The organism is Williamsia muralis NBRC 105860, from assembly GCF_001598915.1.
In the GTDB taxonomy this organism is placed as follows: Bacteria; Actinomycetota; Actinomycetes; order Mycobacteriales; family Mycobacteriaceae; genus Williamsia; species Williamsia muralis.
Window position 1 is genome coordinate 499,956 of record NZ_BDAP01000004.1, and the last position, 25,079, is coordinate 525,034.

8 protein-coding genes are annotated in these 25,079 nt (G+C 65.5%); 2 read left to right on the forward strand and 6 right to left on the reverse strand.

Annotated elements, in window-relative coordinates; translation table 11 throughout:
* Positions 1-9 precede the first annotated feature (9 nt).
* Complete coding sequence (locus WIMU1_RS17825) at positions 10-1,413, forward strand: sugar transferase (protein ID WP_084248350.1); 1,404 nt, start codon at positions 10-12, stop codon at positions 1,411-1,413.
* A gap of 15 nt (positions 1,414-1,428) precedes the next feature.
* Positions 1,429-1,887: a cupin domain-containing protein gene (locus WIMU1_RS17830; protein WP_211339016.1), complete on the forward strand. Its 459-nt coding sequence runs from the start codon at positions 1,429-1,431 to the stop codon at positions 1,885-1,887.
* 10 nt (positions 1,888-1,897) lie between these two features.
* Here the strand turns inward: WIMU1_RS17830 and WIMU1_RS17835 are convergent, their stop codons facing one another.
* The 6 genes from WIMU1_RS17835 to WIMU1_RS17855 form a co-directional block, all read right to left on the reverse strand.
* On the reverse strand, positions 1,898-2,869 hold the full coding sequence (locus tag WIMU1_RS17835; RefSeq protein WP_062799124.1) for a GGDEF domain-containing protein: 972 nt from the start codon (positions 2,867-2,869) through the stop codon (positions 1,898-1,900).
* Between the two features lie 472 nt (positions 2,870-3,341).
* The gene (locus WIMU1_RS26430) at positions 3,342-3,500 is read right to left on the reverse strand and encodes a hypothetical protein (protein ID WP_169805152.1); all 159 of its coding nucleotides are present in this window, start codon (positions 3,498-3,500) and stop codon (positions 3,342-3,344) included.
* Positions 3,501-3,558: 58 nt separating this feature from the next.
* Entirely contained in the window at positions 3,559-4,383 is an 825-nt protein-coding gene (locus WIMU1_RS17840) for an ABC transporter permease (protein WP_062799126.1), read from the reverse strand.
* A complete protein-coding gene (locus tag WIMU1_RS17845; RefSeq protein ID WP_245968927.1) occupies positions 4,380-5,372 on the reverse strand; it encodes an ATP-binding cassette domain-containing protein in 993 nt (330 codons plus the stop codon). Before WIMU1_RS17845 ends, WIMU1_RS17840 begins: the two co-directional genes overlap by 4 nt.
* Entirely contained in the window at positions 5,360-7,150 is a 1,791-nt protein-coding gene (locus WIMU1_RS17850; protein WP_245968925.1) for a DUF4012 domain-containing protein, read from the reverse strand. Before WIMU1_RS17850 ends, WIMU1_RS17845 begins: the two co-directional genes overlap by 13 nt.
* A complete protein-coding gene (locus WIMU1_RS17855; RefSeq protein ID WP_062799128.1) occupies positions 7,147-25,059 on the reverse strand; it encodes a non-ribosomal peptide synthetase in 17,913 nt (5,970 codons plus the stop codon). Before WIMU1_RS17855 ends, WIMU1_RS17850 begins: the two co-directional genes overlap by 4 nt.
* Positions 25,060-25,079: the final 20 nt, after the last annotated feature.

A 25,079-nucleotide genomic window follows, 5' to 3' on the forward strand; every position in this document is an offset into this window, starting at 1 on the left:
AGTGAGGCCATGTCGCCGCAGAAGACGCCGCGTCCGCAGATCCAGAGGGGTGAATTGACAGCCGAGTTGCCACGACGCCGCTATCGGTTCAAACCTCGGCAGCGGATCGACGTCAGTCTGGTCATGCTCGACGTGGTCGCAATCGTGATCACGGATCTTCTGTTGGTGCGCCCCATCTCGTCCACACTCATAGATGCCGCCATCTTTGTGGTGGTTCTCGAATTGGCAGGCAAGTATCGCCCCCGCTTCAACCTGTCCTCGCTGAGTGAGGCGCCCGGGCTCGTGGCCGCCTGCATCATCGCGGCTTTCAGTTCGGCGGTCGTGTTCGAGCGCGACACGCATGTCGGCGAATTGTTCGTCCACGCCGTTGCAATGGTCGGCGTACTTCTCGTCGTCCGGCTGTTCTACTTCGCGGTTCAGCGCAGACGACGGCGGCGCAACGCCCATGCGCGCAGTCGCACCGTCATCATCGGCGGGGGCATCGTCGCGTCCAAGATCTTGGAAAGTGTGGTCGACTACCCCGAGCTCGGTGTCGAACCGATCGCGATCATCGGCAGTGACCCGATGGCGGGACCGACAACCTTTGGGGTTCCCGTTGTCTCGGACATCCCCATTCGCACATTTGTCGAGCAGCACCAGATCGAGACGGTCATCGTCGCATTTCGCAACGCCCCCGATTCCTCGCTGGTGTCCCCGCTTCGTGAATGCGACGGGTTGGATTGCGAGATCTTCATCGTTCCGCGACTGTTCGAGTTCGTGCATCTCAGTACGGATATGGACCGAATTCACACGATTCCGCTGACCTGCGTTCGCCGCAACATGGCGCGCACATGGTACTGGCCTCTCAAGCGGGTCTTCGATGTGGCGGTGTCCGCATCGGCCCTGTTGCTGCTGAGCCCGTTGCTCGTTGTCACCGCGCTGGCCGTGAAGGCCTCCGACCGGCACGCGCCCATCGTGTTTCGCCAGCACCGCATCGGCCGCAACGGCGCTCAGTTCACGCTGTACAAGTTCCGGTCGATGCGGCCGGCGCCACCGGCCGACTCGGACACCAGCTGGAACGCTCAGCGTTCGTCACGGGTGAGCACAGTCGGAAAGATCATCCGCAAGACGTCGATCGACGAGCTCCCGCAGCTGTGGAACGTCGTCAAGGGAGACATGTCCCTGGTCGGTCCACGACCCGAGCGGCCACACTTCGTGCAACAGTTCGAGGACTCGGTGCCGTCGTACCGGGACCGCCATCGCATGAAGGCCGGGTTGACCGGCTGGGCCGCCATCCACGGCCTGCGTGGCGATACGAGCATCGACGACAGGGCGATGTACGACAACTTCTACATCGAGAACTGGTCGGTGTGGCTGGACATCCGGATACTCATCCTGACTGTTGGGGCGGTGATCCGTGGAACCGGATCGTGAACGGGGGCAATGGGCATGACCACTTTTCAGAGCGTCGATCTCGACGGAGTTGTCCTCGCGGACGCACCGATCGATCCCGATTGGATCATCGACGGTGCGCCCGTAGCGCAATCGAGCGAATGGGTGACATCGTCTGACGGCCTCACCACCATGGCGGTATGGAGTTGCACCGCAGGCACGTTTCGGTGGACGTTCGGGTGCGATGAACTGGTGCACATCATCGAGGGCGAGGTGATCGTGACCGGCGCGGACGGTGACCGGGTCCGACTCGGCCCCAACAGCGCCGCCCTGTTCCCCGCCGGTTCTCAGACCACGTGGGAAGTGCCGGTTTTCGTCCGCAAGCACGCAATTCTGCGAACACCGGTGCCGGCGCCGGTCCGAACGGTCTGGCGGGCACTCTCGGCGACGAAGCGCCTCGTGACCGGTAAAGGTATCCGCGAACGCCCCGCGGGGAACGAATTACTGTCGCGCTGAACCGATCAGCTCAGGCCTTCGAAAGCTGCAAGCGCTGAGAAGAGTCGCGCCCGTGGACAACGCTGTGGCCGCCACCCGCCGACTTCGCTTCGTACATCGCGGTGTCTGCTGCGCGAATCACTTCTTCGGCACTGCGCATGTCACTCGGGGTGACCTCCACGATGCCGACGCTCGCGCGGATACGAAGGAGGCGACCCTGGATGATCACAGGTTCCACAAGCGAGTCGTGAACACGCTTCGACAGCACAGCGATTCTGTCCGCTCCGGAGATACCTGACAGGACGGCAACAAACTCGTCACCGCCGAATCGTCCGACTATGCCGTATTCGTTCAGGATCCCGCGCAGGCGGTTTGCCGCAGTCACCAGTGCAACGTCGCCGCCGCCGTGACCCAGCGAATCGTTCACCTGTTTGAGGCTGTCGAGATCGATGAACATCACGACTGTCGACTCGGCCGGTTCGCACCGCTGGGAGTTCGCGACCACTTCGTTCAGTCGGCGCATCACGCATGCACGGTTCGGCAGCTCGGTCATCATGTCGTGGTCGGCCGCGTATTGGAGCATCGCGCGGCCCACGTGCTGTGCGGTGACGTCTGTGAACGACGCAGCGATCGCCGAGTTGGCCGGGTCGGCCGGGTTCACCAGGCCCACATTGCACGTCACCCACACCCGCTGACCGTCGGTGCGGTCGAAGCCGACGACCATGCCGGCTACCGCACGCCCGGTGCGCGCAACGATTTTGTCCGGGTGATCTTCGGGCGCGAGCTCGCGGCCATCGGCGTCGATGAGAGGGAAATGATCGTTTGCGTTTCCAGGGCTTCCGTCGCTGCGGATATCGAGTTCGAATATGCGCCTCGCGCTCGCATTCGCGGCCTGCAATTCTCCCTGTGCGGAGATGACAAGCACTCCGGTGCCCAGAGAGTCCACAACCGATGTGAAATCAACGGTGAGTGAATCACCGTCATTTCTCTTGGCCTCGAACATCCCGCCTCCACGCTGTAGTGAGCGCCTGTTATGCAACAGAAGCGAGCATGCGGTTCATTGGACCGCGGCGCAAGGCGACGACCTGGGACATTGCACATATCAAAGATGATCTTAACGTTCAGATTGGAGCGGGAAGTGCCCGGTTTGAGCTCCATTCCTACCCCGCAGTAACCTGCTTCACTCATTTCCCGAGCCAGATGGGGAATACCTCACTGCCGAGACAAGGGCCTTGTGATCAAACTCACATTGGCAAGGGTGAGCAATCCGCGATAGCAAAGGTCGCCGTCCCACATACCGGGAAATTATGGACTCTCTGAGGCCGCGAGATTTCTTTGACACCTGCCCAATGTTGGTGCCACAGCATTGGTCTCGCCAAACTTGCGAGAACCGGGGACGGGCGGAATTCTGGGCGCGAGCCAGACGATCGTCACGGCGCCCGGTGTGCAGACGGCACGCCCGAAACGACCGGCCGTCAGGACGCCCAGGGGTGCGAGTAGGTGCTGTGTGATCGGGAAGCGTGGATGTCCGCCCGCTGTTCACGGAGTCGGACGGCGCCGCCGAATATGAACGCAAGCACCACTGCGACGATCAGCCACACCAGCACGGCGAGGGTTATCCAGAATGCGATCATTCAGCCAGTGTGAAGACAAAGGCTGAGAAAACGCGTAAATAAAGGTCAACCTTGCGGCTCAGACACGTCTCAATACGGTAGCGGCGAGTGGGACGGCGACCAGCAAGATCACCGCGGAAGCGAGGATCGAATACCACTGCGGATTCTCGGACGCCCAGGTCACCGGCTCGGGCAACAGCGGATTGACCGACACCGGATTGCCGAAGCACTCGCGCAGACTTCCCGCCACCGACGTCACAGGATTCCAGTTGGCGATCACCCGCAGAGGCCCGGGCAGCGTGGTCGACGGGATGAACGCCGACGAGATGAACGTCAGCGGGAACAGGATGGTGAGCAACAGGCTCTGGGCGGCTTCTGCCGACCCGGCGACCAAACCGCCCACCGCCCCCATCCAGGACATGGCGAATCCGAACAGCAGCGCGATCGCGTAGCCGGCGAGGGCATCGAGAAAACCGGTGTCGATTCGCCATCCGATGGCCAGCCCCGCCAACGACATGACGATGAGACCGACGATGTTGACCGTGAGGTCGGAGACAGTGCGGCCGACCACGATGGCCACGCGTGACATCGGCAATGCCCGGAATCGGTCGATCATCCCGGTCTTGATGTCGGTGGCCAGTCCGAGCGCGGTGAAGCCGGCATTGAAAGCAACCGTCTGCGTCATGATTCCGCCGATGAGGAACTCGCGATAACGGTCACCGCCGAGGGCCTCACCGAACACATACGAGAACAGCAGGACAAACATCAGCGGCTGCAGGACAACACCCAGCAGCATCTGCCAGTTGCGCGAGATGGTGCGCAGGTTGCGGATTGCGAGTACCTCGCAATCCACCAGGAACGTGGCGATGGTGCGACCGCGAGGTGCGGTGACGGGACGGCTCACTTCGAGCTCCGCGCCAGAGCGAGGAAGACATCGTCGAGGGTCGGTGCGCTTGTTGTCGCGTCGACGATCTCGACGCCGGCCTGAGCGAGGTCCGCCACCGCGCGTGCCAGGTGCCTGCTGGGTTCCACCGTGGAGAACGTCACGGCGGGCCCATCGGCACCGACCTCGGACATACCCGGGATCTGGGCGACGATGCCGACCGCCCGGACAGCATCAGCGGGATCGGCCAACTGCAGTCGGACCTGCGCCGTTCCCACGGTCGCCTTGAGTTCTCCGGGAGTACCGCGGGCCACCACTTCCCCACCGACGATGACGGTGACCGCGTCCGCGAGTTGGTCGGCCTCCTCGAGGTACTGGGTGGTCAGGAGCACCGTTGTCCCCTCACTGACCAGAGTCCGCACCTCCGACCACAATTCGGCACGGCTGATCGGATCCAGGCTCGCCGTCGGCTCGTCCAGCAACAACAAAGGCGGTCGGATGATGATGGCGCCGGCCAGGTCGATTCGTCGACGCATCCCACCGGAATACGTTCCCACTCGACGTTTTCCGGCCTCGGCGATTCCGAACTGCTCGAGCAACTCGTGTGTTCTGGCCTTCGATGCCCGTCGGCCCAGCCCGGACAGGCGGGCCACCATCGTCAGATTCTCGATACCCGTGAGGTTGTCGTCGACCGCGGCGAACTGTCCTGAGAGCCCGATCAGACTCCGTACCTCGTGTGGATTCGCCAGCGCGTCGATGCCGTTAATGCGCACGCTGCCTGCCGTCGGACGCAGCAGTGTTCCGATGATCCGGACGGTGGTTGTCTTACCGGCACCGTTGGGTCCGAGAACACCCATCACGGTCCCTGCGGGAACGTCGAGGTCGATCGACTTCAACGCGTGCACACCCCGGTAACGCATCTGCAGATCGCGGATCTCGATCGCGTTGTCGCCATGCGCACCTGATCGATCGGGCGAAGCGGCGATGTTGTTGTCCTTCACTCCTTGCACGCCGGTACGTCGACCGTGATCTGGGGCTCGTCGACGAGTGGCTGTACCGGTACCTGCGGTGTACCCGAGGAGGCAGGCTCATCGAGCTCGTACTTGAGGACCACCGTCTTGCCTGCGGGGATCTTCACCTGGCCCGTGACAAAGGGGTGGCCCCGCTCGGTTCCCGACGAGTACAGCATCGGATCTCCGTCCACCGTCACCGATTCGAGGTTCGCACCGGACGTGGCATAAAGGGTGACCGACGCGAAGTTCGTTCCGTTGGGCAGCTGCAGCTGCGGATTGCCGAGGCTGCCGATCACGTAGGGCGGCAGACTCATGTCTTCGACGGTGTTGGTCAGTTCAACCTCCACCACGGCCTTGCGCCGATCCCCCTCGCACTTGTCCGCGCGATAGGTGATCGACCGCTGCAGGAAGTAGTCGATCTTGTTGCCCGCAAGGTTGCCGACCACCACCTCGGCATAGGGTGCCTCGGTTTCGGCGACTTCATGCGTCAACCCTGCTGCGGCCAAGAGCTTCTGCTCGCCTTCATCGGCGCTGTACACCATGATCCGTCGTTCGTGCACCCCACGACCCAGCGCCTCGAGCACCTTTCCGGTGTTGCCGCGCAGCGCAGTCAGCGACGACACGGCCTTTCGGGCGATCTCTTGCAGGTACGCCTTGCGCGCAGGGTTGTCGCCACCGAATTGCTTGTACGACGTCGACAACGTGATCTCGGTGACGTTGTCGCCGGTGATGGTTTCACCGCCGGCCAGCTTGATCGGGCCGGTGGCCTTGAGCAGGTAGCTCAACGCAACCGGATCCATTGCGACCGCCCCGTCGAGTCGGGTACCGGACTGCTGCTCCCACATCGACATCCAGATCTGAGCCGCAAACGGGAAGTGCGCACTGATGTTGCTGTTGCGGACGTCGGTGTACGGGCGGTTGTAGCCGTAGTTGAAGTCGAACTCCTCGCCGAGATCGACGGGGTCTGCCGGCGGCCGAATGGTGTTGTTGGCGCCCAGATTGTCCACGTTCACCCGGCCGTTCTCGGCGCTCACCACTCCGTACGCGCCGAGAAGCCCGCCCGTCGCCCGCGACTCCGCAGGTGTCTGGAAACCGAAGAAGTAATTGCGTTGGCCGCCCGCGCCGAGCATGGGTGGCAGCAGCTGCGCCGCGGTGTCGGTGCCGCGGATGAAGCGGGCCGATTCGGTGAGCTGATCGTGTAGTTCGGTTTGCGCATCGGAGACGACGCCCAGCCAGCTACCGTCGGTTGCGGCGACGTCCGCCTCGAGTTCCTCGGCGCGCGTGGCGATCGTGCCGAGTTCTGGCTGCACCTGGGCGAGCGCGACGGTGTTGATGGTGTTGTCCTCGGTGCGCAGATTGTTCGGGTTGATGACATCGGCCAGTTCGGCCGTGGGCACCAGGACGTCCTTGGACAGACCCTCGACGGACTCGGTCAGGTCCCGTACCGACTGCAACGGATCACCCAGCCACGGCACCACCGCGACCGCAGACCAGACCGGGTTGTGGGTGTCCCCGTTGGCGGCCGCGGCCTGGACAACTGCGGCGTTGGCCTCACGCACCGCCTTGTCGGTGTCACCGGCGAGGAACGCCCGCTGCGCCGACGACGCGTGACCACGGGCTGATTCGAGCGAGCCCTTGGCACTGAACGCCAGGTATGCGAGATACAGGCCCACCACGACGAGCACCACCAGCACGCCCAGCACCGCCAGGATCCACCACCGCAGCCGGCGCGGCCGGCGTCTCGGTTCTGGCTGGTCGGTCACCGCGTGGGTCAAGGTGTGCTCCTGATGTTCTCGTGGTTGTCGTCGAGGTCGCTGATTGCTGCATTCGTCAGCTGCGCGACGACGGACATGGCGTCTTCGGCGCCCATTGCGTGGTGGGCGACCGCGATGTTCTCCACGGTCACCCGCCCGTCGATCAACGACCGCCAGTGATCGGGATGCGGATTGTCCTGCGCTGCAACGATGATCGCCGATCGCGGCGCCGCGACATCCGGTTCGTAGGCGGCCGCTGCGGCAATCGCCTCTTCGCACCGAATGCGGTACTGCTCGAATCGGGCTGCGTCGATGGCCCGCAACGACCGCTCCAGGGTCTCGTCCATTCCCGCCGCGGGCTGCATATCGGGCTCCATGCGCGGATCGAGCAGTACTAGCAGATCCACCGAATCACCTGCCGCGGTGAGCTGTTTGGTCATCTCGTGTGCGAGAACGGCTCCGAGTGACCAGCCGAGCAATCGGTAGGGTCCGTTGGGCTGCCTACGCTTGAGGGTGTCCACGTGAGCAGCCGCCATCGCTTCGATGGTGGTGAGATGCGGCGCCGAGACGTCGTCCAAACCGGGCATCTGCAGTCCGAAGACCGGAGTGGGCAGGTCACGGCCGAGTGGACGGTAGTCGTTCACCAGCCCGCTGACAGGATGAATACACCAGAGCGGGGTGCCCGCCCGGTGCGCGGGGGACAACTGAACCACCGACCCGAGTTCTGCCGCGAGATCCTCGTACTTGTCGAGGGCGCCGGAGAGTGCCACCGGCGTGGTGTGTGCAAAGAGAACTGCGACGGGGACGGGACGCTCGAGTCGCCGGGTCAGTGCGGCGGCAGCGGCGGTGAGCAGCAGCGAGTTGCCTCCGACCGTGAAGAAGTCGTCGTATACCCCGATGTCGTTGTTGCCCAGTACTTCGCGGAACACCTCGACCACCGCGGTCTCGGTGGGCGTACGCGGCGCGCCACCCGACACCGTCCAGGTCGGCTCCGGCAACGCGGCGGTGTCCAGCTTCCCGACAGGGGTACGGGGCAATTCGGCAACGGGAACGATGGCGGCGGGGACCAGATGGTGCGGCAGACGCTCCATCAGGAGATTGAGGAGGCCGGATGTCGACGACGCATCATCCGGGCTGCCCACCACATACGACACCAGCACCGGACCTGTAGGACCGTTCCGGAGCACCGTCATCGCCGTACGCACGCCGGCCGCGGTCAACGCTGCGTCCACTTCGGCCGGCTCGATCCGCTGGCCACGTATCTTGACCTGTCGGTCGGCACGGCCCAGATATTCCAAGTCACCACTTTGATGGCGGCGGACGAGGTCGCCGGTGCGATACATCCGCCCACCGTCGGCTGTTGCCACGAAACGGGATGCCGTCAAGGGCGTGTTGCCCTGGTAGCCCATTGCCAGGGCCGGCCCGGTGAAGTACAGCTCGCCCACTGCCCCGTCGGGTGTCGGTCGCAGGTGCCCGTCGAGCACCTTGGCCTGCAACCCCGGCACCGCGGCGCCGATGGTGGCGGCACTTTCCGGACGCATCGGTGAATGTGATGTACCCAAAACCGTTGTCTCGGTGGGACCGTAGAGGTTCACCATCATCCGGCCGCGACTCCAACGGCGGACGAGTTCGGGCGGGCACGTTTCGCCGCCGACGAACACCGTGCGCAGATCCGGCAACGCGGACTCGTCGACGGTCGACAGAACCGATGGCGTGAGGAAGGTCTGGGTCACTGCGAGCGACCGGAGGTGGTCGGTGAGTGTCCGGCCGGTGACGTCGTCAGCGGGTACCACTGCCAGTGTGTTTCCCGATCCAAACGCCCACACCATCTCCAAAATGGATGCGTCGAAGCTCGGGCTGGCGACGTGCGCCACGCGCGCACCGGGCTGGGAGACGAAGACCTTGGGTTCCAACAAGTTCCGTAGGCCGAGATGTGAGACGACAACTCCGTTGGGAAGCCCTGTGGTGCCCGACGTGAACAGTAGATAGGCAGCAGCCTCGGGCGCCGCATGAATCCACCCCGGTGTCGGCCGGCCGAGTTCTGGTTCAGCCGTCGGTGGCTCGGGTACCGACAGCTGCACAGCCTCGGGTACCGACAGTTGTACAGCACAGTGGCGCGGCGCCGACGGATGGGCAACGGCGACCTGAGCCCCACTCGTCGCGATCATCCGATCGATCCGTTCGGCCGGGTACCGGGGGTCGATGGGTACGTACACGGCGGCGATACGGGCGATGGCCCAGAACGCGGCGACCGATTCCAGGCTGCGCGGCAACATCATTGCCACCCGATCACCCGGTAGGACTCCTGCTGAGACGAGTTCGGATGCCAGTACCGACGACCATTGGTCCAGTTGTGTGTACGTCAGCGCCGTCTCGCCGTCGTCCGCGGCGACCGCCGTCGGACGTTCCCGAACCGATCGCTCGAGCATCTGGGTGAGGGTCATCGGCGCCCCGACCGAGGTGAGGGATGACCTCTCCGATCGCTCTTCCTCGGTGCGCAGGTCGGCCGTCTCCAGCGAGACCGAGTACTCGGAGACCACGAGCCTCAAGGCGAGCTGCCAACGCAAGGCGAGGGTTTCGATGGCGCGTTTGTCGTACAGCGAGTTGGCGTGGGTGAACAGCGCTGTTCCCCGCCCGACCGTGAGCTGCAGGTCGAACTCCGAGTCGGGGCTCAGTTCGTCGGCCACATGCCCGCCCGGCTCGTCGTTCACCGAGAGGGTCACCTGCACGACGGGGTGCCGGCCCATCTCGCGGATCGGATCCTGTTGGGCCACCACCTCATCGAACGGGAGCAGCGCGTTGTCCATGGCGGCCAGGTCGGTGTCGCGGACGAGATGGATGAGGTCATCGGTGGTCAGCCCCGGCCGCAGCACGGTTCGCAAGGCGACGGTGGACACGAACATTCCCACCATGTCGGTCGTCTCGGCGTGGCGCCGCAGCGACACCGGGGTTCCGACGGCGACATCGTCGGTGCCGCACGCGATCGACAACGTCAGCGCGAGGGCCGCGTGATACACGTGGAAGTCACTGACACCGAGTCGTTGTGCCGTGCGGGTCACCGCATCCACGGTGCTCGACGGCACCGGGACTGCCACGGTCGACGTGCTCAGTGATCGCTGCGCGTCGCGCGGTCCGCAGTCGGGGAGTTCGAGGACTCCCGGGTACCCGCGCAGCGCTTGGGCCCAGAAGTCGAGCATCTCGCTGCGCATGAGATTGTTCGCCACGTGCTGCCAGCGCGCCACCTGGGGGTATGACACCGGCAGCGGCGGCAATTCGGTACCGGCCAGCGCACTCTCGAGATCGCGGCGCAGCACCTGTACCGACTGCCCGTCCATCGCGATGTGGTGGGCAACCACCACCACGAACCGGTGCCCGTTGGTTCCGACGAGTGCGCTGCGAACCGGAACGGCACGTTCGAGGTCAAACGGCTCGGCGAGAAGGTCCCCGATGACCTCCGCGAGGTCGCGCTCCCCCAGATCGACGACATCGGCCGGTTGATCGACAACACGCTGTTCGGGGGCGCCGCCGTTGTCGGGATAAATCGTTCGCAGGGGAGCATGCCGACCGACAACCTGCTGCCAGGCGTCGACCACATCGTCGTGGGTAGCTCCCGCGGGGACCGCGACGACAACGGGGACGGCATACAGCGGTCGCTCGGGAATCATGCGCTGTACCAGCCACAGTCGCTGCTGCGCCGGCGACAACGGCACCGGCCCGAGATCCGGTGGTGCACCGGGACCCGTCAGTGGAGGCAGTGCTGCGGCGGCACGTTCGCCTGAGCTACTGAGCAGCGCGGCCAGCGCGGCCACCGACGGGGCGGTGAACAGGTGCCGCACCGGAACCGCCGTCCCGGTCTCGTCGGCGATGATGGCCACCACCTGAGTGGCCGACAGTGAACTGCCGCCGAGGTCGAAGAAGCTGTTGTCGCGGCCCACGTCGTTGATGCCGAGGCCCAGGACTTGGGAAAAGGCTGCAGCCACGACGGGTTCGAGCTCCGATGGCCCCGACGGTTGTTCGATGAAGGTGGTGGGCGCAAGTGGCGTCGGCTCCGAGGTCAGCGCTGCCACAGCGGGTTCAAAGCGACGACTCAGCGACGGGAACGGATCGTCCGGAGCCGAGACCATGGCGCGCAACAGTTCCAGATAGTCCTCGAGCAATGCCTCGGCGACGCGTTCGGGAACGGCGGCACCGTGCACCAACGTCAGCGCGAGCCCGCCGCCGGGTGCCGAGGCGAGCACCATCTCGAGGTCGAACTTCGCCGCGACGTATTCGGATGCGTCCGAGACGATCTCGATGTCGACGCCCGGCAGGTCGACGTGGCCGGACGACACCTCACCGAGTGCCTCCTGGTGCACGAGCAGTACCGAGATAAGTGGATCCCTGCCGGCGTCGCGCACCGAAGTCACCGCCCGCACCACGGCGTCGTACGGCACATCGGCATTCGACTGGGCGGCCAGGTCTGCGTCGCGCACGGTTCGCAACTCGGCCCGGATCGGGCGGCTCACGTCGACCGGCGTGCGAAGCGCGATGGTGTTCACGAACATTCCCACCACCCGCTCCCAGGCAGGGTCATCTCGGCCCAGTACAGGTGTGCCGATCACGAGATCGCGGGTGGCTCCGTGCTGCGCCAGCAAAGCGGTCAAGGCGACGTGCGCAAGGTGGAAGAGCGTGGCGGACTCGGCATGCCCGAGGTCGTTCAGCGCTTCGAGAGTGTCTGGCCCGAGCGTGGCGTTGACGGCGCCGCCGGTGGCCGATGCGTTGTCGACGAGACCTGGAACGCGGTAGGGCGCATCGACACCCGCGAGGGTTTGCCGCCAGAATGCGAGCTGCTGGGCATACCGGCTGCCGAGGTCGGACGGGTCTCCCAGGCGTTGCGCCTGCCACTGGGTGAAGTCGGAGTATGTCAGTTCTGCTGCCGGAGCGGGGCTTCCGGCATAGGAACCGACCAGATCGGCGAGGATGGTCCGCATCGACCACCCATCGGTGGCCACGTGATGCATCGCGAGCACCAGCCAGGTGTCGGTTCCGGCGACCACCACTGCGCTGCGGAAGCCGGGTTCGGAGTTCAGATCAAACGGGGCGGTGAGCAGTTCGGCGATCGGGCCGCTGACGTCGTTGTCATCCACCCGGGTGACGGAGGGGGCCTTCGCAGAGTCGAGCCCACCGATCTGTTGCCGTGGTCCACGCGGGGTCTGCGGGTACACCGTGCGGAGGGTGGCGTGTCGGCGTTGCACCTCGACGATGGCATCCGACAGTCGATCGACGTCGACTCCTCCGCGCAGTCGCAGTACCAAGGGCACCAGATACGCCGTCGACTGCGGATCGATCCGGTTGAGAACCCACAACCGCTGCTGCGGATACGCCAACTCCAGCTCGGCCGGCAGCGGTAGGGATCGCGGCGCCACGTCACCCAGCACAGAGGAAGGTAGTCCATCGATGACGGCAGCGAGGGCGGCCACTGTGCGTGCGTCGAGTATGTGGCGGACGGTGACGTCGCGATGGGTCTGTTGCCGTAACCGGCCGGCGATTCGGCTGGCGGACAGGGACGTGCCTCCGCTGTCGAAGAATTCGCTGTGCCGCCCGACTTCTGCCGGCGGCAGCCCGAGAACGTCTGCCCAACCCTCCGCCACCACTATCTCGGTGTCGGTGCGCGGAGCTTCGAGCTGGTGGTGTGTCGGCGCCGGCGCGGGAAGCGCCCGCCGGTCCAGTTTCCCACTCGGAGTGACCGGGAAATGGTCGACAACGGTGATGTGGGTGGGTATGTGGGTCGGCGGCAGAATGCTCCGCAGCTGATCTCGAATCCGGTCCGGATCGCATGGCTGATCGGGGTCGGCGATGATCCAGGACGCCAGAACAGCCTCTGGCCCTTGGTTGTACACACCGGTCGCGGCCCGCTCGACACCCCGCAGCGACATCAGTGCCGCGTCGATCTCGGCGGGTTCTAGCCGGATGCCGCGCACCTTGATCTGCTCGTCGGCGCGACCGTGGACCACCAGATCGCCCGATGCCGTGCGGTGCACCAGGTCACCGGTGCGATACATGCGCGTGCCGGGGTCTCCGAACGGGTCTGCCACGAACCGTCCTGCGGTCATTCCGGCGGCTCGGGTGTAACCGCGGGCCAACCCGGTTCCGGCCAGGTACAACTCGCCTATCACGCCCTGCGGCACCGGACGAAGTCTGCGGTCGAGTACGTAGGTGGCTGCCGGCCCCGTGGCTCTGCCGATGGGAATCGGTCCCCGCGGTTCCACTGCCCGGTTGGCCGTCGCCACGATCGTGGCCTCGGTGGGACCGTAGAAGTTTACGACTCTGCGCCCCGACACCCATTGCTGCGCAACTGCATTCGGCAGCGATTCCCCGCCGGTGGCAACCACCTGCACCGTGTCGACCATCGCAGGTTCAACCGTTGCCATCACGGCGGGTGTGGAGAAGAAGTGGGTGATCGCGGCGTCGTTGAGCAACGCCGTCAGCTCGCGTCCGCCGATCACGGCCGGTGGGCACACGACCACCGTGGCGCCGACGGCGAACGCAGGCAGCAACTCGACGAGGTGGGCATCGAACGATGTGGAGTAGTTGTGCAGCACTCGGCCGGCCGCGGTCAGACCCACGTGCTCGATGACGGCGTTCACCAGCGGAGCGATCCCCTGCTGGGTGACGCTGACGCCCTTGGGTTCGCCGGTCGATCCCGACGTGAAGATCACGTAGGCAACATCATTGGTGCGGATGGGTCGAGTCCGCTCATCGGCGGTGAAGGCAGATGTGACGCGGGCATGCTCGGCAGGCTGGCCCGCGACGAGGTCGGCGAGTGACAGCCAGTCGACCCCGGGGACGTCGGGACCATCGCCGGGTGCGTAAAGACCTGCCACTGCTCCGGTTTGGTCCACCATGCGACGTCGACGGGTATCCGGGTCATCGACACCGAGGGTGACGAACGCGGCGCCGGTCTTGGCTGTTGCCCATGTCGCGATGATCGACCACGCGGATCTGTGAGCACAGATCGCCACCACGTCTCCCGGACCGATGCCTCTGCCGATCAGCGTTCGTGCGACCTGGGTGCTCACCACGTCGAGGTCGCGGTAGGTCAGCATCCACGAGCCGTCCTCGACCGCCATCGCCGCCGGGCTCGAGACCGTCCCTCGGCGTAGCAGATCCGGCAATGGTTCCCACACGTCGAACTCGGGTACGACATCGAGGTCGCCGGGCGCTGCGCCGAGGTGGTCTGCAGGCGGCCGCGCCGGGTCGGTGACCACGTCTTGCAGCAAGGCGATCAGTCGGGTGAGGAACAATTCGGCGTCGGGCTGGTCGATGCGCGCCGAGTCGAAGGCGAGCCGCACGACGAGGGCACCGCCACGTTCCTCCATCATCAGGTCGAGGCCGAACCGCGACGGCAGTCGCAGGGCTCGGTCTCCGCGGGGGTCTCGGTGGGGCCCGTCCGTGAGTGCCCCGTCGGTCACCGCGCGCCCCAGGTCGGCGAGGAACACGTCGACCACCGGTCGCGTGCCCCGTCGATGATCCGGATCGGCGAGCCCGGCGACCAGGTTGGCAGGGTACGCAGAGTGCGCGAAGCTGTCCAGATCTGCCCGAGTGACCTCGCGCAGGGTTGCCGAGAACGGTCTGTTGATGTCGATGTTGTTGCGCAGCAGCACGGTTCGGGCCAGCATCCCGACGGTACCCGCGAACTCTGTCGCGTCGCGTCCGGAGACAACGGTTCCGATGATCACATCGGGGTCATCGCCCAGGCGTGCCAGCAAGACGGCCAAGGCAGCATGCACGGTCATGAATGTCGAAGTGTTGTGTGCCGCCGCCTGCTCACGAAGCCGCTGGTGCTGCTCGGGGTCGAGCTGGACTTCGATCGTCGGGCCCGGTCGGGATTCGCGGGCTGGCGGGCGCAGGCCGGGTAGTGTCGGCGCGGCCACTGGTTCGGCGAACACCCGCTCCCAGAACCGTTGCAGTATCTCGCCGTTGTGGCTCAGAACGTCGGAAGACCAGGCCGTGTAGTCCCCGTAGTCGAGCGCCCCACTCGGTAGGGACTCGCCGCCTGTCAACGCTGCGAGCTCCTTGTGCAGGATTCGGACCGACTCCCCGTCCACCGCGATGTGGTGGACAACCACCGCGAGTTGCCTACCGTGCGTCGGCGATTCGAACAGCGCTACTCGCCACGGGAGTTCGCTGGTCAGATCGAACGGGCCGTTGAGCATCTCGAGCGCAGATTCGGGATCGGCGACCACATGAGCGGTCACGTCGATGTCGACCGTGCCGCTGTCGCGGAGTTCTTGATACGGGCCGCCGGCATCGGCGGGAAAGCTCGTGCGCAAGCTCTCGTGTCGGTCGACGAGTGTTGCGATGAGCGCGGACAACTCGTTGACGGGCATGTCTCCGACAGGGATGAGCGCGCTCAGGTTGTAATCGGTACGTGCCGGGTCCACCTGCCAGTGGAGCCACAGTGCCTGCTGCTGCGGCGTGAGCTCCAGTCGCGATGGACGTGGATGAGCGGCCGGTGCGGTCATCGGGAGTCGATTGCTGCCGGAAACGTCGACGCCGCTGTCGATGTACGCCGCGAGCAAACCGACGGTGGGGAAATCGAACACCGACCGCACGGCCAGGTCAGCGCCTGTGAGCGCTGCGACGTGCGAGGCGAGTCGCGCCGCCGACAGCGAATTGCCGCCCTGTTCGAAGAAGTTGGTGTCGGGACCCAGTTCGTCGGCTGACAACCCGAGCACATCGGCGACCGCCGCGGCGACCACGATCTCGGATCCCTCGAGTGCCCGCGATGCGACCGGCGCGGAGATTGCCGGGAGTCTTGCGGCGTCGAGTTTCCCGGTGGATGTGAGCGGCCAGTCGGCGACGACCTGGATTTGGGCGGGAACCAGATGTGCCGGCAACGCGGCGGCGCAGGCTGAGCGCAGCGACGTGGGGTCCGGACTCGGCATCGACTCGTCGGCGATGACGTATCCGATCAACATCTCGTCGCCCTGGCGATCGGTGTCGCGCAGCAGCACTTTGGCGTCGCTGACTCCGGGCTGGGCCCGTAGCACTGCCGCGATCTCGCCCGGTTCGATGCGGTGACCGCGAATCTTCAGTTGCTGGTCGCCGCGACCGAGGTATTCGAGTCGACCGCCGTCGACCCACCGGGCCAGATCGCCGGTTCGGTACATCCGGCTTCCGGGCGGCCCCCACGGTGAGGGAACAAATCGGGTGGCGGTGAGGTCTGGCCGGCCGAGGTAGCCGGCGGTCACCTGGGGCCCGGTGGCATACAACTCTCCGGTGGCACCGATCGGCTGAGGCCGGAGGTATCGGTCGAGTACCACGAGGCCCGCGCTCGGCAGCGCCACTCCGATGAGACTGCGCGAATCGGAGGTATCGACGTCCGTGACGGAGAGGTGCACCGTGGTCTCGGTGATGCCGTACATGTTGACCAAGCGCACCCCGGGACGCCGGGAATGCCAGTGCGACAACGCCTTGGGGTCAAGCGCTTCGCCACCGAAGAGCACCAGGCGCAATGACTCAGGCAGGTCGTCGCCCGGTAGCTGCACCAGTCGCGAGAAGGCCGTCGGTGTCTGATTCAGGATGGTGACTTCGTGGCGTGTCAGCAAACCCACCAGGTCGTGGGGATCCCGAGCGGTGTCGTGATCCACCACCACCACTCTGCCGCCAGAAGTCAACGCTCCGAAGATCTCCCATACAGAGAAGTCGAAGGCGGCCGAGTGGAACCAGGTCCAGACGTCGTCGGCACTCGCCCCGATCTCTGATTGGGCGGTGCTCAGGAGTGTGGCCATGTTCGACCGGGTGACCATCACGCCTTTGGGTTTCCCAGTGGATCCAGATGTGTAGATCACGTATGCGATATCACCGGATGCGGCTGTGACGCGGTCTATCTCATCAGCACTTCGACGCGCCGCCAAGTCCAGCGTTGCAGGGTCGAGAACGGCCGGCATCTCGGTGTCGATCCGGCCCAGTACCCCGCCGGCACCGATGATTGCGGTCGGCCTGGCATCGGCGATGATGGTTTTGATCCGCTCGGCCGGGTACGTCGGATCGACGGGGACGTAGCCCCCGCCGACAAACAGGATGCCGAGCATGGCTGACACCGTGTCGGCCCGCCGGTCGGCGATCACGGCGACGAGGTCGCCGCGCTGCACACCACGCGACCTCAGTTCATCCGCTATGGCGGCCGCCTGGTTGATGAGACCGGAATAGGTGAGGTTGCCTGTGACATCGACCAGCGCAATCGATTCGGGCGTCTCGCGTGCTCGATCGATGATGCGTTCCACCACATCGGTGTACTCGTGTGCACCATCGACCCGTGGCCTCGGTGACGCGACGGGCATGTGCTGGTCGTCGGGGCGGGTCAGCGCATGCATCGTGGTGACGCCTGGATCCACCGTCTCGGAAAGGGCCTGCACGGTCTGGACAAAAGTGTCAGCGAACTGCGCTGCCATCGCGGGCCGCACATGCCACAGTCCGTAACTCAGCGTGAGATGCATCGGGTTGCCATCACCGTGGTCGGTGATGGTGAACTCGAGTGGAACTCGCGCCTGGCCGACGCGTATCGGCGTCAACGAGATGTCGCTGTCGGAGACCGGCGCCGGCTGGTAGGCGACCATGACGTCGAGATAGGCATCCGAATCGAGGGTCCGCGGTGGCGCCAGGCGTTCTTTGACCTCTTCGAACGAGACCTCCGAGTGCGCGAGAGCTTGTGTGACCACGTCGCGGCTCTGTGAAATGGACTCGCGGACAGTCATTCCCGGGTCCGCTCGACTTCGGAGCACCACGGTCTGGACGAACATGCCGACCGCGGTCATCATCTCCCGGGTGCGCCCGGCTGTGGGGGTCCCGATCACGATGTCGTCGGTCCCGGTGAACAGACCGATCGTCGCGGCCAGGGCGGCGTGCAACACGTGGAAGACGCTTGCACTCTCCGCGGCAGCAATGCGTTGCAACGCGTCCCGAATCTCCGCCGGCACCGGGACGTCCAGGTAGTCGGCGGGTTCTGGACCGGGAGGCACGGTTGCGGTCTTCGACTCGAACGGTAGTTGCAGATGGATCGGGGCACCGTCGAGCACGTACGACCAGTGCTCGAGAAGCCGACTCCGATGCTCGGTGGAGCGTGGGGGTGTACCCAACTCCTTGGCCATGCGCCAGGCGTGATCACGGTACTGGGCCGCCGGTGCCTGCCATTCCGGCGCAACCCCTGCCAGGCGAGCCCGCACAGCCGTCGCGAAGTCCTCGGCGAGCACGGTCATCGACCATCCGTCGACGGCCACGTGATGTCCCACCAGCAGCAGCCGAAGACCTCCGCCACCGCCTGCCGCGAACAGTTCCGCGCGCCAGGGCAATTCGGTTGCAAGGTCGAACGGCCGTAGCGCCTCGGCATGAATGTTGGCAGCCGCGTGCGATTCTGGCAGTGGGCGAGGTTGGGCCAGGGCAGCAAGTCGAGTGCGAACCTGATCCAGCGGCACCAGACCAGGCTGCGGTAACCCGTCGTTGTCGGCCAGCACCGTGCGCAGGACTTCGTGTCGCGCAACCACATCGGTCAACGCGTCGATGACGGTGCGTGGCGATGCCTCGGATGGTAGATCGAGGACGGCGGGCAGGTGGTAGACAGCGCTACCTTCATCGATCCGACTCAGTGCCCACAGCGCCCGTTGCTGAGCGGTGGCGGGCGGTGCGGCAGACCCGATCGTCACCTCGGCGGCGGGTGTAGCGCGCGGACGTGCTGCGTCGACGGACACTTGCAGGTCTGCGATGGACGGCGCCTCGGCCACCATCCGCACACTGACGTCGCGGCCGGTGCGTTCGGTCAGCAGGAGCGCGATATGCATGGCCGACAACGAGTTCGCACCGACGTCGAAGAGGCCGGCCTCCGGACTCAAACTGGTCGGCGGCACTCCCAGGACCTCGGCGATCACCTCTGCCACGGGCAGCACCGCGTTGCCTTCGGCGGCGACCGCACCTCGCGCCTCGAGGGTTGGCAGTGCGCGGAGATCTCTCTTCCCCGAGGCGTTCAGCGGCCAGGTGTCGACCACGACAATCCGCGAGGGGACGAGGTATCCGGGTAGGACGGTGCGCGCCGCGTCACGCAGTTCACCCTCGTTCGGCACCTGGCCGGCGAGGTCAGTTCGAAGGCGAACATACGCGAGGATTTCGCTGCCGACCGCGGTGTCACTGTTGCGGATGACCACTTCCGCTTCGGCCACGGCGGGCAAGGTCTGGAGCGCGTCGACGACATCGCCTGGCTCGACGCGGAATCCGCGCACCTGCACCTGGCGGTCCGACCGACCCCGGTATTCGAGCTTGCCGTCCACGGTGCGTCGCACGATGTCACCGCTGCGGTACATCCTTCCGCCACCCGACTGTGCCGGGCAGGCGACGAACCGTTCGGCAGTCAGACCGGGCCGCCCCACGTATCCGCGAGTGACCTGGGGTCCGCACGCGTACAACTCGCCCCATACTCCGTTCGGAACCGGCTGCAGCCAGCGGTCGAGAATCTGAAGTGTGGTGTCACGAAGCGGGTCGCCGATCAATGACCGATGGTCTGTGGGGTCGGTCTCTTCGATTGTCAGGTGCACCGTGGTCTCGGTGATGCCGTACATGTTGGACAGCAGCACGTCCCGGCCAAATGCGCTGTGCCAGCTCATCAGACGGGACGGGTGCAACGCCTCACCGGCGAAGACGACAGCTCGAAGGGCACCTGGGTCGGTGTCTCGAACTGCCACTGCAGCAAGCGGATAGAACGCCGAAGGCGTCTGCGACAGGATGGTCACCCCGTGTGTGCGCAGGAAGGGCCACAGCGCCTGGGGGTCGCGCACGGTTTCCTGGTCGGCCAGCACAACGCGGGCGCCGGTTGTCCATGCAGCGAAGATCTCGAATACGGAGACGTCGAACGCAGTGGAGTGGGTGCAGCTGAACACGTCGCCGGGGCCGAAGTCGTAGCTGGTTCGGGCGGCGTCGAGCAAGGCAGCCACGTTCGCGTGGGTGACGGCCACGCCCTTGGGACGGCCGGTAGATCCTGAGGTGAAGATGACGTAGGCGAGGTCGTCACCGTCGACGTCCGGTGTGTGAGCAATGGGGTTGTGGTCATTGGCTTCCCGGCTTTGGTCTACATCGAAGATGTTCACGTCGCCGGGGATACTGCGCCGAGTTCGCGAATCAACTAGTACGGTGGCCGGTTTGGCGTCTTCGATGATCGCCGCGACGCGCTGCTGCGGATACTCCGGATCGATCGGCACATAGGCAGCGCCGGCAAACATGGCAGCCAATTGGGCGATCAGCGCGTCCGGATGGCGGGGTAGCGCGACGCCGACCAGGTCGCCGCGACGGACGCCGGCCGTTCGGAGCCCGCCTGCCACCTGCTCGGCTCGTCCGATCAGCTGGTTGTAGGTCAGGACCTGATCGCCGAAAACCAATGCCGGAGCTTGCGGATCTCGATCCGCTGCGGCGAGTACCTGCTGGACGAGCGACGCGCGGGTACGCGAAGTTGGCGCTTCGAGCGAGTGATGCTCCCCTGGAACCAGTTCCCCACTGGTCGACTGAGGGCGCACGAGTGATTGGGCAAGCGCTGTGACGTACGAGTGACACATCGCAGCCGCGATGTCGCCACTGAAGAGATCACTGCGGTAGGTCAACTCCACCCGGAGGCCATCCGCGGTGTCGTCGACGATCCACTGCAGCGGAATACGGGCGTGTCGAGGGTCTTTGGGATGGAACTCGATCTGGAGGCCGTCGACGTCCCATCTGCCGACCGGCTGGTTCTGATAGGTGAGCAACACGTCGGACAGCGGCGCCGTGGTGATGTCGCGCTGCGGTCCGACCGCGGCGGCCACATCGGCGAACGGGACATCGGCGTTACCCAGCGCGAACGCCAAACCGTCTGCGGATTGCTCGAGAATCTGCTCGAACGATGTTGTGGGGCCGAGGGTGGAACGTATCGCCACGGGGTTCACGTACATCCCGACGGCGGTGTCGAGTTCCGGTCGACTCCGACCTGCCTGCGGCACCACCACCACCAAGTCGTTCGAACCGGTGAACCGCGCCAACGTCACCGCAAGCGTGGCGTGGAGCCAGGCGAAGGTGCTGATCCCTCGCTCGGTGGCCGCATCGTGCAGCGCTGCGGTGATCTGCGTGCCGAGCGTTCGTCTCTCCACCGCAGCAGGCGCCGGAACATGCCGATCGCCCACGGCCGGCCGGTCGATCGGTAATTCAGGACGAGCCGGCAGGTCGGCCAGTCGGCGGGTCCATCGTTCCAATTGCTCTGCCGAACGCCTGGTTTCGTCACCACTCGTCGCGACAGTGGCATCGATGTACTGCGTAGCCGGGGCCCACGACGGAGCGTGGCCGTCGACACGCGATTGATAGGCCGTCGCCAGATCATCGACCAGGACGCCCAGTGACCACCCGTCCACCGCAGCGTGGTGGGAGCGGACAGCCAAGCGGTGGTGGTCAACACCGATGCGCGAGAGCTCCAGCAGCAGTGGCGGCCGTGATGTGGGGTCGATCAGTTGCTCGGAGACGCTCACATCGCTCGTGGCGTCGTCGGTCTCGAAACCGTTGTCGGCGAGAACTTCTCGAACGGTGACGACGTCCTGCCAGGCAGTGCCGTCGGGCTCGAGACGGATGATGGTGCGCAGCGCTTCGTGACGATCTATGACGTCTGCGATGGCCGCCATCAGCGCATCGCGATGCAGCGCACCTTTCAGCTCGACATCGGCTTCGAGGTGGTTCGCGGTGGACCCCGGGTCGAGGCGGTCGGCCAGGATCATCGACATCTGTCCCGATGACGCGGGTGGCCGTGGCGGACGGGGGCGATGTGCGTCTGTGGGCGCAGCCGTCTTCACGAATTGCTCCACCAACAACGCCAATTCGGCCAGGTCACCGGCTTCGAGGACTTCGCGAACGCCGATCGCGTTTCCTGTCGCCGCACCGATGCGGGCTGAGATCCGGGTGGCGTCGAGCGACGAGCCGCCCAGTGCGAGCAGGTCGTCGTACATGGACGGTTCGTCGATGCCGACCGTTTGCGAAATCACTTGTGCAACAAGTTGCTCGGCCGGGGTCAGTGCAGCCCGGTGGGGGCGCTGGTTGACAGTTGACGGGTGAGGCAACGCTTCCCGGTCGAGTTTGCCAGAGGGAGTCACCGGCAGCGCTCTCATCACGACAACGTGGGCCGGCCACATCGCCGTCGGCAGACGCCTACTCAGGTGCTTGCGGATGCGGGTGGCGAGACGACGATCGTCTACGTGCGAGGAGACGTACAACGCCAGCGCCTCGGTGTCACCCGAGCCGACGACAACGGCTACCGCCTGGTGCACGTCGGGATGCGTCTCGGCAGCCATCGCGATCTCACCCGGTTCGATCCTGACGCCCCGGATCTGCACCTGGTCGTCGCTGCGTCCCGCGTAGTGCAGCCGGCCTGAGGTCGAGTCCCGCCGAACGCGGTCGCCGGTGCGGTACATCCGCTGTCCGGCAGTTCCCCAGGGGTTGGCGACGAAAGCGATTGCGGTGAGGTCAGATTGGCCCGCGTACCCTGATGCGAGTCCTGGACCTGCCAAGTAGAGGTCGCCGATCACGTCGGACGGGACGGGCCTCAGCTGGTCGTCGAGGACGTAGCAGGTCGCGTCGGTGATCGCGGTCCCGATTGCCGGCGGTTCGTCGAGGGGCCGCAACGGTGCGCTCGCCGTCGCCATGATGGTTGCTTCTGCGGGACCGTAGAGGTTCAGGACCGTCCGGTCGCTCCCCCATCGCCGGACGAGGTCTGGTGGGCACGCCTCTCCGGCGAGCATGAGGGTGGAGCAGACGTCGGCAGGGAGCCCCGCCGGGTCGACCGTGGCAAGAACGCTCGGGGTGATCACCGAATGTGTGATCGATGCGCCGGTGAGGAACTCGGCCAGTTCCTGGCCCCCGACCACGTTCGGGGGTGCTGGGCAAAGCGCTGCGCCACCCGATGCGGCCAGCAGCATCTCGAAGATCGACGCGTCGAATGCCGGAGACGCGAGCCCGGAGACCCGCGCGTTCTCGTCAATTCCGAGCGCTCGCTGGTGCGCCATCAGAGCAGCGAGCCCCCGGTGGGTGACCTCGACGCCCTTCGGTGCGCCGGTGGAACCAGATGTGTAGACGACGTAGGCGATGTCGTCGAGCGTCAGTGGGCGCGGGAGCTCGATCGGAGTGTCTGGGGTGTCGGTGAGGTCGACGTCGCTCAGGTCCCACCACTGGGTTGTGTCGCCTGGCGTTACTCCCCCGCGCGACGTCAGGATCTTCACCGGGTTCGATTGGGCGAGTTGCCCATTGATACGGGAGGCCGGGTGCGCCGGGTCGATCTGCAGCACGGTGGCGCCGGTGCGGGCCGCCGCCCAGAAGGCCAGCACCTGGTCGAGCCCCCGGCCGGTTGCGATCGCAACGGTTGTACCCGGGGCAGCGCCACCATCTTTGAGACGGTTGGCGAGTCGGCGTGATCGTTCGGCAAGCACCCGGTAGGTCCAGTGCGCCCAACCCGCGTGGAGCGCGGGGCGCTCGCCGTACTGAGCCGCTGCAGCATCGAGCAGTTCAGGGAGCGGCTGGCCGGCAACAGTCGGCGTTGAAGTGATTGTCAGGCGCGATAACTCGTCATCTGAGTCCAGCGCGATGTCCGCGAAAGATCTTGCGGGGTCGTCGATGGCAGTGATCGCGACCTCGCGGATGAACCGGAGGAGCCGACGGTGGTGGCCTTCCAGTTCTTCTGAGGAGTAGCGATTCGGGTTGGCCTCCAGGTCGAACCGCAGTTCGTCCGATGCAGAGGGATTGCCGGTGCGGTAGAGGTTGACGGCGAGGTCATCGACCGCGCTGGTGGACAGCACGTGTAGCGACCCGGCCACATCGCCGAAATTGATCTTGTCGACGGTGAGCATGAGGTTCAGCAGCGGCCCGGTGAACTGCCGGTTGGGCAGCACCGCGGAGTCGCGAGGCATGGCCTCGGCCATGTCCTCGAACCGGAAGCGTTGGTGCCGCAGCGCACCCATCATCGCTGCCTGGGTGGAGGTGATCGCCGCCCGTACGGTGCAGCGGCTTCCGATACCCGTGCGAACGGGGACGACGTTGGACACCGTGCTGAAGGTCTTGCGCAGCAACGCAGTTGTCCGCGCGGCGACGGGCAGGCTCAGACTCACATCTTCCTGGCCGGAGATCCGGGCGAGGTACCCCGACACCGCCACCGCGATGATCACCGGCATCGTTGTGCGAAGTTCGGTCTCGGCTTGGGCGAGCAATGCTGCGGTGTCGGGTGGAAGTACTGCGGAGTGACGACGTGGTGATGGATCGGGTTGTCCGGTGCGGTGCGCAAGACTGATCGGCGGACCGATGCCGTCAAGTTGCTCGGCCCAGTACGCCCGGTCTTTCTCGAACCGCGGCGATTCGCGGTAGTCGACATCGGTTTGCGCCAACCCGGACAGGTCCGATTCCGGTGGGAGGTTGAGGGAACCGTCCTCCGAACGTTCGTTGTAGGCGGCGACGATGAGTTGCAGCGAACGGAATGCGCCTGCCCCGTCGAACGTCAGGTGGTGGCCGCGCATGTAGTACAGCCACCGGTCGTCTGCCACGCGCAGTATTGCGGACGCCATGAGTCTGTCGTGGAAGACGTCGAGTGGGCGCGTGTAGTCGTCGCGCATCCACTGGTGGCCGGCCGCGTCCGGATCGGGTTCGGAACGCAGGTCTTTCATCATGATGTGGTCGCTGAGGCCACGGTCGATGACCTGCTCGATGCCACGCTCGGTCTGTTCGAAGCGGGTGAACGCTATCCCGGTTTGCCGTGCCACTCCGAGCGTGACCGCCCGCAGCAGCTCTGCATCCAGGTTGCCTGTGAGTTCGATACACAGTGCAATGTTGATGGGACACAGAGGAGTTGCCTGCTGGGCAGCCCACAGGGCGCGCTGTGCGCGCGTCAGTGGCTGCCGCAGCACCTGCCCCACAGAAGGCCCCTCCTCACGGT